General features: G+C 68.0%; 17 protein-coding genes. 5 read left to right on the plus strand and 12 right to left on the minus strand.

What is annotated here, in order from left to right:
• The first annotated feature begins 9 nt into the window (after positions 1-9).
• Entirely contained in the window at positions 10-861 is an 852-nt protein-coding gene (locus TMO_RS04315) for an MBL fold metallo-hydrolase (protein WP_041605467.1), read from the plus strand.
• Positions 862-1099: 238 nt separating this feature from the next.
• On the opposite strand, the gene TMO_RS04320 is transcribed toward TMO_RS04315, so the two are convergent.
• Positions 1100-2008: a cyclase family protein gene (locus tag TMO_RS04320; RefSeq protein ID WP_041605468.1), complete on the minus strand. Its 909-nt coding sequence runs from the start codon at positions 2006-2008 to the stop codon at positions 1100-1102.
• A 559-nt stretch (positions 2009-2567) separates the two neighbouring features.
• Here TMO_RS04320 and TMO_RS04325 point away from each other — a divergent pair.
• The 3 genes from TMO_RS04325 to TMO_RS04335 all read left to right on the plus strand — a co-directional run bounded on the left by TMO_RS04325 (position 2568) and on the right by TMO_RS04335 (position 4748).
• A complete protein-coding gene (locus TMO_RS04325) occupies positions 2568-3347 on the plus strand; it encodes a 3-hydroxybutyrate dehydrogenase (protein WP_014744374.1) in 780 nt (259 codons plus the stop codon).
• A gap of 49 nt (positions 3348-3396) precedes the next feature.
• Positions 3397-4218, plus strand: coding sequence for an alpha/beta fold hydrolase (locus TMO_RS04330; RefSeq protein ID WP_014744375.1), 822 nt, complete (start codon positions 3397-3399; stop codon positions 4216-4218).
• 86 nt (positions 4219-4304) lie between these two features.
• Positions 4305-4748, plus strand: a complete 444-nt coding sequence (locus TMO_RS04335; RefSeq protein WP_014744376.1) for a helix-turn-helix domain-containing protein — start codon at positions 4305-4307, stop codon at positions 4746-4748.
• Here the strand turns inward: TMO_RS04335 and rutR are convergent.
• The 5 genes from rutR to TMO_RS04360 are packed head-to-tail and all read right to left on the minus strand — an operon-like array spanning position 4743 to position 10044.
• Positions 4743-5417: an HTH-type transcriptional regulator RutR gene (gene rutR / locus TMO_RS04340; protein ID WP_014744377.1), complete on the minus strand. Its 675-nt coding sequence runs from the start codon at positions 5415-5417 to the stop codon at positions 4743-4745. The genes TMO_RS04335 and rutR overlap by 6 nt on opposite strands.
• 4 nt (positions 5418-5421) lie before the next feature.
• Positions 5422-6366 carry an ABC transporter permease gene (locus TMO_RS04345; RefSeq protein ID WP_014744378.1) on the minus strand — a complete coding sequence of 315 codons (945 nt, stop codon included), beginning with the start codon at positions 6364-6366 and terminating at the stop codon, positions 5422-5424.
• The gene (locus TMO_RS04350; protein ID WP_014744379.1) at positions 6363-7451 is read right to left on the minus strand and encodes an ABC transporter permease; all 1089 of its coding nucleotides are present in this window, start codon (positions 7449-7451) and stop codon (positions 6363-6365) included. Before TMO_RS04350 ends, TMO_RS04345 begins: the two co-directional genes overlap by 4 nt.
• Entirely contained in the window at positions 7448-9004 is a 1557-nt protein-coding gene (locus tag TMO_RS04355) for an ABC transporter ATP-binding protein (RefSeq protein ID WP_014744380.1), read from the minus strand. The genes TMO_RS04350 and TMO_RS04355 overlap by 4 nt, the downstream gene beginning before the upstream one ends.
• Before the next feature lie 59 nt (positions 9005-9063).
• Positions 9064-10044, minus strand: a complete 981-nt coding sequence (locus TMO_RS04360) for a BMP family protein (RefSeq protein WP_014744381.1) — start codon at positions 10042-10044, stop codon at positions 9064-9066.
• Between the two features lie 284 nt (positions 10045-10328).
• Here TMO_RS04360 and TMO_RS04365 point away from each other — a divergent pair, with 284 nt between their 5' ends.
• Positions 10329-11384: an isopenicillin N synthase family dioxygenase gene (locus TMO_RS04365; protein ID WP_014744382.1), complete on the plus strand. Its 1056-nt coding sequence runs from the start codon at positions 10329-10331 to the stop codon at positions 11382-11384.
• 51 nt (positions 11385-11435) lie between these two features.
• On the opposite strand, the gene TMO_RS04370 is transcribed toward TMO_RS04365, so the two are convergent.
• The 6 genes from TMO_RS04370 to proV form a co-directional block, all read right to left on the minus strand.
• On the minus strand, positions 11436-12842 hold the full coding sequence (locus TMO_RS04370) for a PepSY-associated TM helix domain-containing protein (RefSeq protein ID WP_014744383.1): 1407 nt from the start codon (positions 12840-12842) through the stop codon (positions 11436-11438).
• Between the two features lie 36 nt (positions 12843-12878).
• On the minus strand, positions 12879-13280 hold the full coding sequence (locus TMO_RS04375) for a hypothetical protein (RefSeq protein ID WP_014744384.1): 402 nt from the start codon (positions 13278-13280) through the stop codon (positions 12879-12881).
• 58 nt (positions 13281-13338) lie between these two features.
• Entirely contained in the window at positions 13339-13830 is a 492-nt protein-coding gene (locus tag TMO_RS29045; protein WP_014744385.1) for a cache domain-containing protein, read from the minus strand.
• 111 nt (positions 13831-13941) lie between these two features.
• A complete protein-coding gene (locus tag TMO_RS04385) occupies positions 13942-14826 on the minus strand; it encodes a glycine betaine ABC transporter substrate-binding protein (RefSeq protein ID WP_014744386.1) in 885 nt (294 codons plus the stop codon).
• 97 nt (positions 14827-14923) lie between these two features.
• Positions 14924-15769 carry an ABC transporter permease gene (locus tag TMO_RS04390; protein ID WP_014744387.1) on the minus strand — a complete coding sequence of 282 codons (846 nt, stop codon included), beginning with the start codon at positions 15767-15769 and terminating at the stop codon, positions 14924-14926.
• Complete coding sequence (gene proV / locus TMO_RS04395) at positions 15769-17055, minus strand: glycine betaine/L-proline ABC transporter ATP-binding protein ProV (RefSeq protein WP_014744388.1); 1287 nt, start codon at positions 17053-17055, stop codon at positions 15769-15771. The genes TMO_RS04390 and proV overlap by 1 nt, the downstream gene beginning before the upstream one ends.
• Between the last annotated feature and the right edge of the window lie 443 nt (positions 17056-17498).

The raw sequence follows: 17498 nt of genomic DNA on the forward strand, positions 1-17498 counted from the left end.
AGGCGCATGATGACCTTTTCAGTCGCCTTCTGGGGGGTACGCGGCAGCATCGCCTGCCCCACACCCCGTCATATGCGCTATGGCGGCAACACGTCATGCGTGGCGGTGACCTGTGGGGACCGCCAGCTGATCTTCGATGCCGGCACCGGCATCCGCGAGCTGGGGCACCACATGAATCTTGCGGGCGTGCGCACGGCTACGCTGCTGCTGTCGCACACCCATTGGGACCACATCGTGGGCTTCCCCTTCTTCTCGCCCGCCTTCCGCCGCGGCAACCGGTTCGAAGTGCTGGCCGGCCATCTGATCGCGTCGGGCGGCATCCGGCGGGTCATCGACCGCCAGATGCAGGCCCCGACCTTTCCGGTGCCGCTGGAGGCGATGAACGCCGAAATGACCTTCGACGATTTCGCCGCCGGCGATACGCTGATGCTGGGCCCCGACATCCGGGTCCGGACCCTGCCGCTCAACCACCCCGACGGTGCTACCGGTTATCGCATCGACCATGCCGGCCGGTCTGTAGCCTACATCACCGATACCGAACATCGCCCCGACGGGCCGGACCAGAACGTGCTGGCGCTGATGGACGGGGTGGACCTCGCCATCTATGACAGCACCTATACCGACGACGAATACCCGGCCAAGGCCGGCTGGGGGCATTCCACCTGGCAGGAAGGGGTGCGCCTCGCCCGGATGGCCGGGGCGCGCCGGCTCGCCATTTTCCATCACGACCCGGATCACGAGGATGATTTCATGGACCGGGTGGGGGCGGCGGCCGCGGTGATGTGGCCCGGCGCGTTCGTCGCCCGCGAGGGCCTGGTGGTCGATCTGCTGACCGACAGTTTCCACGATCTGCCGCGCTGACGATCACGCCCCGCCCGGCCCAAGCCGGACGGGGCGTCGTCGTCACTGCGAAGTGAAGATGGGGCGGCACCCTGCGAAGTTAAGAAGATGGGGCGGCGCCCTGCGCCGGGCCGCACCGGCACCGCCCCGAGTGGCACGGGCAGGCGGGGAGACAGGAGGGAGCACCCGCCCATGCCGCGTCGCCGTCATGCCTGCTGCCTCGTCGCATGACGGCCACGAAAGCCTCGGCCGCCTTCGCTCAGCGAATGGCGACCGGGTTGATGATCGCCTGCACCGCGCCGGTGTAGCGGGGCTGGCCCAGCACGAACATGAACTCGTAGGCCTTGTCCTTCGCGAGTTCGGCCGTGTTCATGTTTTCGAGGATATAGACGCCGTTCTGGGGCAGCAGGATCTGGTGCACCTCGAACACGCCGGCACCTTCCTCGAAGGGAATGGCTTCCAGCGCCCAGCTGTCGGCGCCGATCGCGACCACGCCCTTTTCGGCCAGGTAGCGCGCGCCCTCGCGGCCGAGCCCGGGCTCGCCGCTGGAATAGCGCTTGTCGTCCTTGCCGATCAGGCTGATCCAGCCGGTGTTGAACAGCACCACATCGCCCTTGCGGATTTCGACGCCCTGTTTCTTCGCGACCTCGTCGATCTCGGCCTTGTTGAAGGCGGTGCCTTCCTTGACGATGTCGGTCCCGTAATGGGCGGCCATGTCCAGCAGCACGCCGCGGGTGGTGATCGGCGGCACCTTTTCGATGCCGAGCTTGGTGAGCCCGGTCATCGCGGCGAAGTCCTTGGCCTGATGGCCGTTGTAATAGGTGCCGTCGATGCCGATATGGCCAAGCCCGTCGATCTGGCTGCCGATGCCCAGCCAGCCTTCGATGATGTCGTCGTTGTAGGTGGTCTTGGTCGGCCCCAGGCTGCCGCCCTGGGTCTGGCCCGGCTGGACGACATAGATCTTGAAGCCGCGCGGCGCATAGGCCGGCGTCTTGGAATTGGTCTCGATACCCAGCGGATAGGTCTTGCCGGTCTTGATCAGCTGGGCCGCCTCGAGAACCTTCTCGGGGCTGAGATTGTTGGCGGCGCCGATCTCGTCATCCGGGCCCCATTTGGACTTGGTCCAGTCGTCGGCGGCCAGTGCGGCGCCGGCGATCAGACAGCCCATGGCCGTGGCTGCGGCGGTGCGCGCAAGGCGCCGGCCGTGCCGGCGGACGGACGCACCCGTCCCCTGACGGTTCGTGGTCATACCTGGTCTTCTCCTCCCTTCGCGGTCCGGCAGGTCGGGCCGGGCCGCTGCCTGACGTGGCCGGCCGCTCCGTTGGGCAGAAGTGGCAGCCGGTCCACCTGCAGCCCCCGCCATCGTCATCGTGGCGGGGTGCATGCCGTCGGGACGTGTCGTTCAGTCCCGGAGATAGCTCCGGATGCCGTCCCTTTGCTTAGATGGTTAACTGAATGTTATCGTCACGCAAGCTGATTATAAATTGGATGCGTTGTAAGAAATCTTACGCATACTTTCTTGATATTTCGGTCACTTTAAACATGGTTTGAGAAAGGTCGGACTGCGACAGTATGCGTGTGACCATGTTGCGATGCAGCAGGCGGAGCGGGCCTTGATGCTGGCGGCGGCGGGGCGGGCGGGGCTAGACTGCCACGGCGCTGCGGGATCCTCCGGAAGGGCTTCCGGGGGCGGGCGGCGCCGTCAAGTTCAGAGGAGCCGTTTCGTCATGAATCTCAAGGGTAAGACCGCGCTCGTCACCGGGTCGACCAGCGGTATCGGGCTGGCCATCGCCCGCGCGCTGGCCGCGGCCGGCGCCGATCTGGTCCTGAACGGTTTCGGCGACGCAGCGCAGATCGAGGCGCTGGTGGCCGAGATCCAGGCCGAGGCCGGGGTGAAGGTCGTCTATGACGGCGCCGATATGAGCAAGCCCGCCGAGATCGAGGCCCTGTTCGCCAATGCGGCCCCGAACGGGATCGACATTCTGGTCAACAATGCCGGCATCCAGCATGTGGCGAAGATCGAGGATTTCCCGGTCGAGCAGTGGGACCGGATCATCGCCATCAACCTGTCCTCCGCCTTCCACACCAGCCGGCTGGCACTGCCGGGCATGAAGGCCAAGGGCTGGGGCCGGATCCTGAACATCGCGTCCGCTCATGGTCTGGTCGCCTCGGCCGAGAAGTCGGCCTATGTGGCGGCCAAGCACGGCATCGTCGGCCTGACCAAGGTCACCGCGCTTGAGACCGCCGAGACCGGCGTCACCTGCAATGCGATCTGCCCGGGCTGGGTGCGTACGCCGCTGGTCGAGCGCCAGATCGAGGCCAAGTCCAAGGAGCACGGCATTTCGATCGAGGAAGCCAGCCGCGACCTGCTGGCCGAGAAGCAGCCGACCCTGCGCTTCACCACCCCGGAACAGCTGGGTGGCGTGGCGGTCTTCCTGTGCAGTGCCGCTGCCGACAACATCACCGGCATCTCGCTGCCGGTCGATGGTGCCTGGACCGCCCGCTGATCCCGTCTTCATCATCACCAACAAGAACCAGCCGAGGAAACGCCCCCCGATGACCGAGAGCCCTTCCGCCACCGATCCGCGCGTCTACATGGTGCACGGCCAGCCGGCCACCGCCCGGGTGAAGGGCGATCCGGCCGCCGGTGCTGCACCGGTGCTGGTGCTGCTGCATGGCGCCGGTCTCGACCGCCGCTTCTGGCGCCCGGTTTTCGACGATGCCGCGATCACCACCCCGGTGATCGCCTTCGACCTGCCGGGCCGCCAGGGCAGCGAGGGGACGGCCTTCACCCGCATCTCCGACAGTGCCGCCTGGATCGCGGCGGCACTGAAGGCGGCGGGCGTGCGCCGCGCCGTGCTGGTCGGCCACAGCATGGGCACCGTGATCGCGATGGAGACGGCGCTGCTGCTCCGCGGCGATGACGCGGTGACGGTTGACCGCCTGGTTCTTCTGGCGCCGGCCGACGTGATGGCGGTGAACGATGCGCTGCTGCAGCAGACCCTGAACGACCCGGCTGCCGCCCAGGCGATGATGGATAAATGGTCCTACGGCATCCCCGACGGCCCGCATTGCGCCGAGGCTCGCGCCAATGCCGCCGATGCGCCGGCGGGCGTGCTCCATGCCGACCTCACCGCCTGCAACGCCTTCGGCAGCGCGCTCGACCTTGCCGCCGCAATCGCGGTGCCGGTCGATGTTGTGGTGGGCGAGGCCGACAAGATGACGCGGGCAAAGCAGGGCCGCGCCCTCGCCGCCGCCTTCCGCCATGCCGAGGTCACCGGTCTCGACGGCGTCGGCCACATGATGCTGCACGAAAAGCCCGAACCGGTGCTGGCCGTGCTCCGCCGTGCGGTGGGGGTGATCAGCCCGGTGGTCTGAAGCGGCAGCCGGAACTTTCAGTTATTTCAGTTATTGACGCGAGGCCTGTCCCTCCCACCTTCTCAACGAAGGGAGGGACCCGCCTCATGACGACACGTGTTCTGCACTATGCCGGTCTCCCGGCCCGGGAGCGCGAGGGCGCGGATACATTGCCGTCCCTTGTCGGTGCGGATCAGGTCGAACTTCGCGTCCGGCAGGATGGGCGCGAGCACGTGCTGATATTGCCCGAGGGGGCCGTGCGTGCCGTAAGCACCTTGCTGACCTCGCTTATCGAAGGCGATCGGGTCGCCGTTCTGGCGGAGGATCAGGAACTCATGCCTGCCGAAGCGGCAGAGATCCTCGGCATGTCACGACCGATGGTCGTTCTGCGGATGGACCGGGGCGATTTGCCCTTCCGCATGGTCGGCAGTCACCGACGCGTGCGTCTGGCCGATGTCCTCAAGCTCCAGGCAGCAGGCGAGGCACGCCAGAAGGCCCTTGATGCGCTGGCGGCGGACACCGAAGACCTGATCTGCCATCATGAGCTATAGGCCGCCCGTACCGCTGTTCGCCCGCGGCCGCAGCCCGTCGAGCAGAAGCCGGGTGAGGGCGTCGGCGGTGGTGGTGGCGAAGGCGGGGTCGTCGAGGGTGTGGCCCGAGACCGCTTCGACCTGGACCGCGAAATCGGCATAGTGCTGGGTGGTCGCCCAGATCGCGAAGATCAGATGGTGCGGGTCGACCGGGGCCAGGCGGCCGGCGGCGATCCAGCCCCGGATGATGTGGCTCTTCTCGTCGACCAGATCGCGCAGCGCGCCCTCGAGCAGGGGTTTGAGCAGCGGCGCGCCGCGCAGCATCTCCATGGCGAAGAGCCTGGACGCCGCGGGGTCGCGGCGCGACCAGTCGAGCTTTTCGGCGATATAGCCGCGGATCGCGGCCACCGGGTCGTCCTCGACATCCATGTCGCGCAGCGGCACCAGCCAGCGGTCGAGCACCCGGTCGAGTGCTGCCGTATAAAGCCGTTCCTTGGTCGGAAAATAGTAGAGCAGGTTGGTTTTCGACATGCCCGCCTCGCGGGCGATGGCCTCGATCCGTGCCCCGTCGAGCCCGACGCGCGAGAACACCGCCACTGCCGCGGTCAGGATGCGGTCGATCCGCTCGTCCGAGGCACGGTGGCGGCGGGGGCGGTGGTCGGGGTTGCCCGGCGGGATCAGGCCATCCATGGGGTCAGCGGCTCTCCCGTCGATAGAAGCTGCCCGAGGCCTGGGGCGGACGGCTGCGGCCGACCAGCCCGACCAGGGTGAGGATGGCCGCCAGATAGGGCAGCACCACGAAGAGCTGATAGGGCACGTCGCCATTGGCGAATTGCAGCCGGAGCTGAATGGCATCCGACAGGCCGAAGAGCAGGCAGGCGAGGGCGGCGCCCACCGGCGACCAGCGCCCCAGGATCACCGCGGCGACGGCGATGAAGCCCTTGCCCGCGGTCATGCCCTCGGTGAACAGGAAAACCTGGGAGAGCACCAGCACCGCGCCGCCCAGCCCCGCCAGCATGCCGCAGACGACGACCGCGCCCAGCCGGTAGAGGCGGACCGGCAGCCCGGCGACATCGGCGGCGCGCGGGTTCTCGCCCATCGCCTTCAGCCTGAGGCCGATACCGGTGCGGGCGAGGATCAGGGCGGCGAGCGGCACGGCCAGGATGGCGGCCCAGGTCATCGGATCGGTCGAGAACAGGGCCTTGCCGACAATGGGGATGTCGGCAAGCCCGGGAATGCTGACGTCGCCGAAGCCCGGCACGCGGTTTTCGGCCGCGCGGCCGGAGGCGCTCAGCCGGTGCAGGAAGGCGGCGAGGCCGAGCCCGGCCAGATTGGCACCGATGCCGGCGACGATCTGGTTGGCGCCGGCATAGATGGTGGCGATCCCGAAGGCGGCCCCCAGCATGCCGCCCGCAAATGCCCCGGTCACCACGCCCCAGCCGGCGGAGCCGCCGGCGATGGCGCCCCAGGCGGCCCCGAAGGCACCCAGGATCATCGAACCTTCCAGGCTGATGTTCACGACGCCGGCGCGTTCGGAAAACACGCCCCCCAGCGCCGCGAAGACCAGTGGCACCGACAGGCGCAGCATCGTGGCGAAGAGGTCGCCCAGAGCGGTGGGATCGGTCAGCATGTCGATCATGATGCGGCTCCGCTGCCCGCTGTGGTGCCTGCAGGTCGGCGTCTGCGGGCAAGCAGCCGGTCGAAGGCGCCATAGCGCTGAAGGGCGAGGCCCGAGGCTGCGAAGAGCACGATCAGCCCCTGAACGATGGTGACGGCGGTGGCGTCCAGACCGGCGCTTTTCAGCGTGGTGACGGCCGTGCGCAGCAGCGCCATGAAGGCGGCCGAGATGATCGACCAGACCGGATCGCCGGCGGCCAGGAAGGCGACCACCAGCCCGTCATAGCCATAGCCGGCGGCGAAATTGGCATAGAGCCGGTGCTTGAGGCCGATCACCTCGAAGGCACCCGCCAGCCCGGCCGCGGCGCCGCCCAGCGCGAAGGCGATGACGGTGGTGCGGCCGACGGCGATGCCGGCATAGGTGGCGGCCCCGGGCGATTTGCCCGCCACCTCTACCCCATAGCCCCAGGCGGTGCGACCCAGGGCGAACCGGGCGAGCACGGCGACCAGCAGACCCACGATCACCCCCAGATGGGCCTCGGTATCCGCCATCAGCAGCGGCAGGAAGCTCGCTTCGGGAATTTCCGGCGAATAGGGATAGGGGGCACCCGGCGCCTTCAGCGGCCCGCTTGCGGCATAGCTGACCAGGTTGAGCGCCACATAGTTCATGAGCAGCGTGGTCACCACCTCGTCGATGCCGCGCCGGGCCTTGAGCACGCCGGCGATCCCGGCCCAGAGCGCCCCGCCTGCGGCACCCGCCAGGCTGGCGGCCAGCACCGCCACCGACATCGGCACACCCTCGGGCAGATTCAGCGCCACCACGGTTGCGAACAGGCCGCCCATATAGATCTGGCCCTCGGCGCCGACATTGTAGAGCCCGGCCCTGAGCGGGATGGCCACCGCAATGCCGGCCAGCAGCAGCGGCGACATCCGCGACAGCAGGTCGGAGAGGCCCCAATAGTCGAGCAGCACCCGGTCGACGATCTCGTGGCCCAGGTGAACCGGATCGCCACCGGTGGTTGCGACCAGAACGGCGCCCACGGCAAGGGCGAGCACCACCGCACCGACCGGCACTGCGGCACCGCTGAGGAGGCGGGAGGGCGTCATGCTGCGTCTCCGGTTCGGGTGTCGGAGGCAGGGCGCGCGGTACCGCCACCCATCAGCCGGCCCAGGGTCTGCGGGTCTGCCTCGGCGCGCGAGACGATGCCGGTGATCCGGCCGCCGCTCATCACCGCGATCCGGTCGGCGACCGTGCGCAGCTCGTCGAGTTCGGTCGAGATGTAGAGCACGGCGGCACCGCTGCGGGTCAGCTCCAGCACCTTGCGCTGGACGAAGGCGGTGGCGGCGACGTCGAGCCCCTTGGTCGGCTGCTCGGCGATCAGCAGCCGGGGCGCATGGCCGAGTTCGCGGGCCAGAACCAGCTTCTGCTGATTGCCGCCGGACAGCGCGCGGGCGGGGCCGTGGGCGGCGCCGCGGACATCGAATTCGGTGATCGCCTGGGTCAGCCGGCGGGCGGCAAGTGCGCGATCGATGAGGCCGAACCGGCGGCGGACCGGCGGGCGGTCGACATCGCGCAGGATCAGGTTGCGGGCGCCGTCCATGTCCAGCACCAGCCCGGTATGGTGACGATCGCGCGGGACATAGGCCACCCGATGGCGGGTCAGCCGTTCGCGCGCGCGGCCGGGGGCGACCGTCACGCCGTCGACCAGCACATCGCCTGCAACCGGCCGGCGCAGCCCCGCCAGCGCCTCGGCCAGTTCGGCCTGGCCGTTGCCGTCGACGCCGGCAATGCCCAGCACTTCGCCCGGGGCGATCCGGAACGAAACCCCGCGCACCGCCGACCGGCCGGCATCATCGTCGATGTCCAGGCCGGCGACCTCCAGGACGGGTGTCGCATGGCTGTCGATCACGGCAGTTGCAGCAGGCACGGCGGTGATCATATCGGCTTCGTCGGCCCCGACCATCAGCGCCGCCAGCCCATCGGCATCGACCTTGCCGATCGGCAGGGTGGCCACCAGCCGGCCGCGGCGGAGCACGGTGACCTCGTCGGCTGCCGCGAAGACTTCGGCCAGTTTGTGGGTGACCAGCAGCACGGTGCGGCCGGCGGCGGCCAGCCGGCGGAGCGCCGCCATCAACCCCGATGCTTCGGCCGGCGTCAGCACGCTGGTCGGCTCGTCCAGCACCACGATCCGGGCGCCGCGGACCAGAACCTTCAGGATCTCGACCCGCTGGCGCATGCCGGGCGGCATGTCCTCCACCTTCGCATCCAGATCGACCGTGAAGCCGAGTTCCGCGGCAAGGGCTTCGGCTTCCGCCCGGGCGCGGACCAGCCCGCGATCCAGCCGGCCGCCGGTCGCCAACGCGACATTCTCGGCACCGGTGAAGCGGTCGACCAGGGTCAGATGCTGGTGGATCATGCCGAAGCCCAGATCCAGCGCCCGTTTCGGATCGCCCGGCGGCACCGGCCGACCGTCGAGAGCCACCTGACCTGCATCCGGACGGTAGAGGCCCGAGAGAATGTTCATCAGCGTCGACTTGCCGGCGCCGTTTTCCCCCAGCACCGCATGCACGGTGCCGGGGGCGATGTCGAGGGTGATGCCGTCGAGGGCGGACACACCGCCGAAGCTCTTGGCGATGCCGTCGAGCGTGAGGCGCGGCATGGGTCAGGTATCCGGGGTGGTTGGCGGGGGAGGGGAGACGAGGTGGGAGAGGCTGGTGGTCAGATCTGCTTGCGGCCCGCAGCCAGATCGGCGATGAGCGCCTCGACCTCGGCCTTCACCTCGGCGGGCACGGCCTCGTGGAAGCTGCCGAAACGGGCGGCATCGGAGGTGGCGAGACCGTAGACATATTCCTTGCCACCGGCCTTGCCGGCCCTGGCGTCTTCGAGGAAATGCACCAGCGCTGCATTCACATCCATGATCACCGACTGGATCACGGTGTCGGGCCAGTCGACGATGGCGTCGTAATAGATGCCGAAGGCCTTCACGCCGGCTTCCTTCGCCGCGGTCAGCGCCCCGTTCGATGCCAGATCCATGGTCGGGAACAGGACGTCCGCGCCCTGCGAGATCTGTGCGGAAGCCGCCTCCTTGCCCTTCGCCACGTCGTTCCAGTCGCCCATATAGGTGACCAGGACCTTGGTACCCGGCTTGCCGGCCTCCGCACCCTTGGTGTAGCCCTCGACCAGTTCGGTCGAGAACTTGATCTCGGTGGCGCCCAGCCAGCCGATGGTGCCGGTCTTCGACACTTTGGCGGCCATATAGCCCAGCACATAGCCGAGCTGGCGGTAGTCGAAATTGATCGTCGCGACATTGCCGCCGGCGGTCGCACCCGACGAGACCACGAACAGCGTGTCCTTGAACTGCTTGGCCAGCCGGTCGGCCGGGTCCTGGAACTCGCCGCCATGGCCGATGACGATGCCATAGCCGCGGCGGGCGAAATCGCGCATCGCCGACATCTGGTCGGGTTCGGCGACGCCTTCGGCATAGGCGACGTCGATGCCCATGGTCTCTTTGGCCTTCATCAGCCCGTCATAGGCGCTCTGATTCCAGGCCTGGTCGCGGATGCTGCCGGGCAGCACGGCCGCGACGCGCAGCGCCTCGTCGGCGGCATGGGCGCGGGGGGCCATGGTGAGCGAGGTGGCGGCGATCAGGGCGGCGAAGCCGGCGATGCCGAGCCGGCGGGCGAAGCGCGAAAGAGACATCCGGGTGCGGTCCTCGGAACAGGGTCAGGGGTGTCCGCTCCGTCTTAGCAATCCCCGTGCCGCATGCTGCCGGCCCCGGAATGCGGGGCGCTCCGGTCGGCCACATCACATGGTGTGCACAATTTCCGCACAGGCACTCGGGTGCTGTCTAAATTTTGACCATCCGGTCGGGATTTGCCGGCAAGAGGGCGTGCGGTGGCGTGGCCCCGCTGGCTGGTCCGCTTCTTGCTGAGCCGTCAGCGGACCATCTCCCCCACCGACATGCCGAACGGAGACGACAGATCATGGCCGTGGTTCAGACCGGCAACGGGCCGCGCGAACTTGTCGACAGCGGGCTCGATGCCCGCAGCCTCGCCTTCACCGAAATTCCGGTGATCGATTTCGGGGCGCTGGTCGACCCTGCTTCCACCCAGGCCGAGCGTATGGCGGTGGGCGATGCGGTGCGCGATGCCTGCACGCGGGTCGGCTTCTTCTATGTCCGCAATCATGGTGTCGATCCGGCGGTCATCTCCGGTACCTACGGGGCCGCGCGCGACTTCTTCGCCCTGCCGATGGACGAGAAGATGCGCATCCATATCCGCAAATCCACCAACCATCGCGGCTATGTGCCGCTGCTGGAAGAGAACACCGACCCGACCGCGAAAGGCGACCTGCACGAGGCCTTCGACATGGCGCTGGAAGTGCCGGCCGATGATGCCGACGTGCTGGCCGGCAAGACCATGTACGGCCCCAATGTGTGGCCGGAGCTGGACGGGTTCCGCCCGGCGATGGAGGGGTATTACGAGGCGGTCTATCAGCTCGGCCGGCGGATCTTCCGCGGCTTCGCCCTGGCGTTGGGCCTGCCCGAGGATCATTTCGAGCCGCTGATCCGCAAGCCGATGGCGCAGCTGCGCGTGGTTCACTACCCGCCGCAGCAGGGGCCGATCGACGAGCGCCAGATCGGCATCGGCGCCCATTCGGATTACGAGTGCTTCACCATCCTGAACCAGATGGAGGGGGTATCGGCCCTGCAGGTGCTGAACGGTGCGGGCGAGTGGATCGAGGCGCCGCCGATTCCGGGCACCTTCATCATCAATGTCGGTGACCAGATGGCGCGTTGGACCAATGACGTCTTCGCCTCGACCATCCACCGCGCCATCAACCGCTCCGGTCGCGAGCGCTATTCGATTCCGTTCTTTTTCGGCCCCGATTACGACACGCCGATCGAGGTGCTGGACACCTGCACCACCCCGGAGCGCCCGGCGCGCTATCCCACCGTCACCTCGGGCGACTACATCCTGTCGCGTTTTGACGAAACCTTCGCCTATCGCAAGGCGGGCGAGCCTGAACCTGCCGGATGAGGATCTGGGACGCCTGCGAGGGTGTCCCACATTCCCCCGGCGAAGGCCGAACTACAAACCTCTTCGCCGCATGAGGAACAGGATCGTTTCGACCAGCAGGGCCGCGAGCATCGTGGCCCCCATCACCGGGAAGATGACCGCCGGCACCGCCATCAGCGCCGCCGCCTGGGCCTGGCTGCGTCCCTCAGTCTGTCGTGGCGCCCCGAACCGGCCTTTGGGGCGGCGCTTCCACCACATCACCGGGGCGGCCAGACACATGACGATCAGAGCGAGGCAGGCGAGCAGCAGTCCCAGCCGGTTCAGCGCTCCCCATTCCTGGCCCATATGGACGTTGACGCCCCATTCGGTGGCGCGGGCGACCGGGCCGTAATCGGCGTAAGAGGCATCGATCAGCGTTTCGCCGGTCCAGCGGTTCAGATGGATGATCCGCTGGTGCGCAAGGTCATGCGGGAAGACCATGGCGGTATAGACCCCGTCGGGCGCCTGGGGCAGGGCGAGCTTGTAGCCGGGGGCGATGCCCAGGGTCTCGACGATCATGCGGGCACGGTCGATGCCGATATCGGGCACGGCACTGCCCGTGGCGGGGGAGCGGGGCAGGGGGGCATCCTCCAGGGTCCAGGCCGTCTCCCCCAGCACCGAGGTCGGCACGGGGCTGGTCGGCACCGCTTGCCAGACCCCGAGTGGATAGCCGAGCCCGGCATCGGTCGCGGCCGATCGCATGGCCGGCCCCCAGACCTGACTCCAGGTCATGCCCGAGACCGCCAGGAACAGGATCACCGGTGCCACCAGGATGCCGGTAACGGCATGCAGGTCGCGCCAGAAGACCCTCCCCGCCGGCCCGGGACGCCCGCGGGAGGCCGTGCGGATGCGCAGGATGCCGCCCGGCTGCTTCCCCTCGGGCCTGCGTCCCCGCGGCCACCACAGCCAGATCCCGGTCAGGATCAGCGACACCGTCCAGCCGCCGGCAATCTCGATCAGCAGATTGGGCACCGGCCCTGCGATGATCAGGCTGTGCAGCCGGCGCACCACCATCATCGGGGCGGCGAGATCGGCACGGTTGCCCAGGACCTCGGCGCTGCGCGGGTCCAGGAACACGGTGAGCGCAGTGCCGTCGGCCGTCTTCATGCCAACACCGGCGCTGCGGTCGGCGGCGGCGGGGGCCAGATACGAGACCGGACGGGCCTCCGGCATGGCGGCCCGGGCAGCTGCGATCAGATCCGAGGGCGGCAGGGTCGTCTCGCCCGGTGCCACCGGCCGGTCCAGCACCAGCATATGGCCGTCGATCAGCCGGTCGAAGGTGTCCTTGTAGAGATAGATCGCCCCGGTCGAGGCCAGCAGCAGCAGGAAGGGCAGGGTCAGCAGCCCGGCGAAGAAATGCCAGCGCCAGAGCGCGCGATAGAGCGTGCCGGCAAGGCTTGCCGGCCGCGCCGCCGTGGCGGCGGGGGTCGTGACGGTCATGAGTCGGTATCCGGTCCGGTCCGTGGGATCCTGTGATCAGGCGGAGAGCGGACCGAGAGGTGGCGCATGGGCGCCGAGCGGCGGGCCGGCCCGGGCCGGCACCGGTGCCACGGCAGCCAGGGCCGGCGGATGGTCGATCGCCGGCAGGGCCATGGGCAGGGCGAGGCCTGCCGGCGCCGGTGGCAGATCCGGCACGACCACCATGGCGAAATCGCAGACAGATCCGCGCCGGTCGTCGGCGCTGCCGTCGGTCGGGCCGTCGGCGGGTGGATCGAAACGCAGCCCCAGACAGGTGACCAGATCGAAGCGGCCTTCGGCTGCGGCCGAAAGATCGGGCATCACGCCTGCCGGCAACAGCGCACGCAGCAGCAGCGCCAGGGCAAGAGCCCAGGCGGCGAGCGGGTGGCGGTGATGCAGAGGGCGGCGGTTTCTGGTCATCCGGCCAGCATGCCCGGCGGGCGCCGGTTCTGCACCTGCGACGGAATGTCGCGGGGCGTCAGTGCTCAGGGTAGATGAAGGCCGATACGCCGATCAGCAGATCGTCATAGCGGCGGATCCAGGCCATCTTGGGCAGCACCCGGCCGCTCGCCTCGTGGGCATAGCTGTACCGGGACCAGCCCTGGCCTTCGGGGGAGCGGGCAATGCGGATCCATTCCTCGATGAAGCGGTTACCGTCGCCGTCGCTGATCCGGCGGAGATTGATGCCGGTCTGTCCGGGCCGGCGGGCATGCGCCCGGCAGGTGCCGTTCAGGTCGTAGACGAAGACATAGAGGTCGCGGTCATCGAATTCGAGCGGCCCGCGATTTACCTCGGCCAGTCCCACCGCCCGGCCATGGGCCTCGAAATAGGCGACCGCCCGGTCGGCCATGGCGCGGGCCTCTTCCGCGGTCTGCCCGGCCTCTCCCGGCAGCAATGCCGGGCCGGCTGCCGCAATGCCTGGCACGGCCAGCCCGGCCGCCAGAATGCCCGCTTTCCATCCACGTCGCATGTCTGCCTCCCGATCATAAACGTTCAGGTAGAATATCGGAGGCGCCTTCAAACGAAAAGGCCGCCGCCGGTTGCCCGGCGGCGGCCCTGTCATGGGGGTGATCCTGCGGGATCAGCCCTTGATCTCGCCGGTGACCCAATAGTTCACGCGGGCGGGATGGTCTTCGATGTACTTGGCGACCGCATCCTCGTAGGAGGTCTTCTCGGCCTCGGCCATCACCGCCTGCAGCTCTTCCAGCGGCAGCGAGAAGCGGGTCAGGAAGGCGAAGAGTTCCGGATGCTCACGATCCAGGCCCATGCGCGCGATGGCGTGGACACGCTCCGAACCGCCCAGGGCGCCCTCGGGATCCTCCAGATAGCGCAGGTCATAGGCGCCGAACATCCAGTGCGGGCTCCAGCCGGTGACCACGATCCACTCGTTGCGCTTGATCGCGCGGTCGAGCGCTGCGGTCATCGCCGCACCCGAGGCCGAGACCAGTTCGTAATCAAGGCCATAGGTCTTGATCGCCTCGTCCGACAGGCGCATCAGCCCGGCGCCGGGGTCGATGCCCTGGATCTTGTTGTCCAGCTTCTCGGCCACCTCGGGCTTCTTCAGGTCGGCGATGGTCTTGACCTGATCCTCGGGGATGTAGTTGGGCACGACCCAGCCGAGCTTGGCACCGGTATACATCGGGCCGAGGTCGATCACCTTGCCGGCGACCTTCTCGTAGTAATCGGCATGGGTGTCGGGCAGCCAGGCCATCATCATCAGGTCCAGATCGCCCTTCTCGACGCCCTGATACTGGGGCGCGATATCGGCGAGCGTCAGCTCGACGTCATAGCCGAGGCGGTCTTCCATGACCTTGGCCGCCATCTTGGTGACCGTCTCGGCATCCGACCAGGCGGTCCAGCCGATGTTGATCTTCTTCTCCTCGGCGGCCATGGCGGAGGTGGCCATCGTGCCGACCAGGGCGGTGGCGGCGAGGGCCGTGAGGGCACGCTTCGGGATGAAGCTCATGTCGATCTCCTCAAGGGAATGGTTTCGGGTGCAGGTGACTTCAGAAAGGCGTTGGTGGGTGGCGGGGACTGGCCGTGACGGGGACTGGCCGGCGGCGTCAGCGCCTGCGTCCGCGGCTCCGGCCGAAGCTCTGGGTCAGGCGGTCGAGCACGATGGCCAGCACCACCACGCCCAGCCCGGCCTCAAAGCCCAGGCCGATATCCAGCCGCTGGATGCCGCGCAGCACTTCGTTGCCCAGGCCGCCGGCGCCGATCATCGAGGCGATGACCACCATCGACAGCGCCAGCATGATGGTCTGGTTCACGCCGGCCATGATCGAGGGCAGGGCGCTGGGCAGCTGGACCTTGACCAGCAGCTGGCCGCCGCTGCAGCCGAAGGCACGTCCGGCCTCGACCATTTCGGCCGGCACCTGACGGATGCCGAGATTGGTGAGACGCACCGCCGGCGGCATCGAGAAGATCACCGTGGCGATGGCGCCCGGCACCTGGCCCAGGCCGAAGAACATCACCGCCGGGATCAGGTAGACGAAGGGCGGCATGGTCTGCATCAGGTCGAGCACCGGCCGGATCGCGGTTTCCACCTTGTCGGAGCGGGCGGCGGCGATGCCGAGCGGCAGACCGATCGCCAGGCTGAGCAATGTGGAGGCGATCACCAGCGACAGGCTGCGCATGGTGGCGTCCCACAGGTCCATGCCGACCAGGGCCAGCAGGGCGACCAGGACGAAGACCGCGAAGCCGCGGCTGACCCGCCACAGGGCGATGCCGGTCAGCGCGATCACCATCAGCCACCAGGGAATGAAGGCGAGCACGCTGGCGAAGGCCGAAACCACGGTCTCGACCACGTCGGCGATCGCGTCGAAGGCGGGGGAAAAATTGTCGAGCAGGAAGTCGACCACCGCCTCGACGCCATCGCCGATCGGAAGGGTAAATCCAAGATCGTTCATCACGCGGCCTCCCCGCTGCCGGTTGCCGAGGCGGCATCGACCGCCGTCTGGTCGTCGCTGCCGCGATCGAGCGCATTCAGCAGCGCCCGGCGGCTGACGACACCGCGATAGACGCCTTCGGCGTCGATCACCGGTACCGGATAGGGGGCGGCGGCCACGGGGCCCAGGATGTCCGACAATGCGGCATCGGCGGGCACCGTCACCGGATCGCGCAGATAGGCGGCCCGGATCACGGCCTCGTGGTCGACGGGCTTGTCGCCATGCTTGCGGTCGCGCTCCGCGATCGCGGCTTCCAGGCTCTCGACCGAGATGACGCCGCGGAAATGTCGGCGACGGTCGTGGACCACGGCGAAGTCGCGCTCGGCACGGCGGATACGTTCAAGCGCCGCGCGCAGATGACTTTCCTGAAGATTGACGACCGTCAGGCCTTCGCGGCGGGCCACATCGGCGGCGGTATAGACCTGGGCCACGTCGACGCCGCGGAAGAAGGCGCGGACATAGTCGTCGGCCGGGTCGCGCAGGATCTCGTCGGGCGTGCCGACCTGGATCATCCGGCCGCCTTCCATGATCGCGATCCGGTCGCCGATGCGCATCGCCTCGTCCAGATCATGGCTGATGAAGACGATGGTCCGGCTTTCCTCTTCCTGGAGGCGGATCAGCTCGTCCTGCATCTCGCTGCGGATCAGCGGGTCGAGGGCCGAGAACGCCTCGTCCATCAGCAGGACGGTCGGGTTCTGGGCCAGGGCCCGGGCAAGGCCGACACGCTGCTGCTGGCCGCCGGACAGCTCGTTCGGATAGCGGTCGGCCAGATGGCCGAGGCCGACTTTCTCGAGCGCGGCACGGGCGCGGTCGCGGCGCTCCGACACCTTCATCCCGGCGACATCCAGCCCGAAGGCGGCGTTGTCGAGCGCGGTCAGATGCGGCATCAGTGCGAAACTCTGGAACACCATGGCGATATCCCGGCGGCGCAGGTCGCGCAGCGTCCTGGTATCCATGGCGGTCACGTCGACCCCGTCGATCAGGACCTTGCCGTCGGTCGGGTCGATCAGCCGGTTCAGCATCCGCACCAATGTGCTCTTGCCCGAACCGGACAGCCCCATGATCACGAAGATCTCGCCCGCGCGGACCGTGAAGTCCACCTCGCGGACCGCCACGGTATTCCCGGTGGCTTCGTGAATGGCGGCGGAACTTTCTCCCTTGGCGATGCGTTTCAGCGCCTGAGAGGGGTGGGGCCCGAAAACCTTGGTCAGCCCCTGGACGACGATCTTTTCGCTGTTGTCGCTCATGCTCCGTCGATCTGATCGGGCGGGCCCACCGGGCTTGAGGTGGGGGCGGCGCCGATGCCGGGCATCACGGAAGACACCAGACAAAAAAGGCCCCGGACAGTCGAGCGGAACCGCCTGACCATCGGGTGACAATCGCATCAGAGATGCGCATAGCCGTTCGTAACGGGCCTATGGGCGCCGACCACGAGTATCCAGACGACGCGTATGCCGTTTGGACGGATGGGCCGCCGGTTATGTCCGGACTGACTTCATGTCATGCCCGGAAATCTATGCGTGATCTGTGTGTATCACATTGGGGCCGGTTTGAAAACCCATGGGGTTCCACAAAGTCTGTGGGTGATCACGATGCTCACGTAAAACGAGCGTGGTGGTCTGAAATATGCCGTCGGGCGTGGGGGCGTCCCAGCCTTGCCGCTGCCCGGCGACGGGGCCATTATCAAGGT

This window comes from Tistrella mobilis KA081020-065 (assembly GCF_000264455.2).
GTDB classification, from domain to species: Bacteria; Pseudomonadota; Alphaproteobacteria; order Tistrellales; family Tistrellaceae; genus Tistrella; species Tistrella mobilis.

Bases quoted from the DNA above. Each gene is read 5' to 3' on its own strand.
- TMO_RS04325 (WP_014744374.1), top strand. From the start codon at position 2,568: ATGAATCTCAAGGGTAAGACCGCGCTCGTCACCGGGTCGACCAGCGGT.
- TMO_RS04370 (WP_014744383.1), bottom strand. From the start codon at position 12,842: ATGACCGTCACGACCCCCGCCGCCACGGCGGCGCGGCCGGCAAGCCTT.
- TMO_RS29045 (WP_014744385.1), bottom strand. From the start codon at position 13,830: ATGCGACGTGGATGGAAAGCGGGCATTCTGGCGGCCGGGCTGGCCGTG.
- TMO_RS04320 (WP_041605468.1), bottom strand. From the start codon at position 2,008: ATGGGCTGTCTGATCGCCGGCGCCGCACTGGCCGCCGACGACTGGACC.
- TMO_RS04345 (WP_014744378.1), bottom strand. From the start codon at position 6,366: ATGATCGACATGCTGACCGATCCCACCGCTCTGGGCGACCTCTTCGCC.
- TMO_RS04360 (WP_014744381.1), bottom strand. From the start codon at position 10,044: ATGTCTCTTTCGCGCTTCGCCCGCCGGCTCGGCATCGCCGGCTTCGCC.
- TMO_RS04330 (WP_014744375.1), top strand. From the start codon at position 3,397: ATGACCGAGAGCCCTTCCGCCACCGATCCGCGCGTCTACATGGTGCAC.
- TMO_RS04335 (WP_014744376.1), top strand. From the start codon at position 4,305: ATGACGACACGTGTTCTGCACTATGCCGGTCTCCCGGCCCGGGAGCGC.
- TMO_RS04355 (WP_014744380.1), bottom strand. From the start codon at position 9,004: ATGCCGCGCCTCACGCTCGACGGCATCGCCAAGAGCTTCGGCGGTGTG.
- TMO_RS04315 (WP_041605467.1), top strand. From the start codon at position 10: ATGACCTTTTCAGTCGCCTTCTGGGGGGTACGCGGCAGCATCGCCTGC.
- rutR (WP_014744377.1), bottom strand. From the start codon at position 5,417: ATGGATGGCCTGATCCCGCCGGGCAACCCCGACCACCGCCCCCGCCGC.
- TMO_RS04350 (WP_014744379.1), bottom strand. From the start codon at position 7,451: ATGACGCCCTCCCGCCTCCTCAGCGGTGCCGCAGTGCCGGTCGGTGCG.
- TMO_RS04375 (WP_014744384.1), bottom strand. From the start codon at position 13,280: ATGACCAGAAACCGCCGCCCTCTGCATCACCGCCACCCGCTCGCCGCC.
- TMO_RS04385 (WP_014744386.1), bottom strand. From the start codon at position 14,826: ATGAGCTTCATCCCGAAGCGTGCCCTCACGGCCCTCGCCGCCACCGCC.
- TMO_RS04365 (WP_014744382.1), top strand. From the start codon at position 10,329: ATGGCCGTGGTTCAGACCGGCAACGGGCCGCGCGAACTTGTCGACAGC.
- TMO_RS04390 (WP_014744387.1), bottom strand. From the start codon at position 15,769: ATGAACGATCTTGGATTTACCCTTCCGATCGGCGATGGCGTCGAGGCG.
- proV (WP_014744388.1), bottom strand. From the start codon at position 17,055: ATGAGCGACAACAGCGAAAAGATCGTCGTCCAGGGGCTGACCAAGGTT.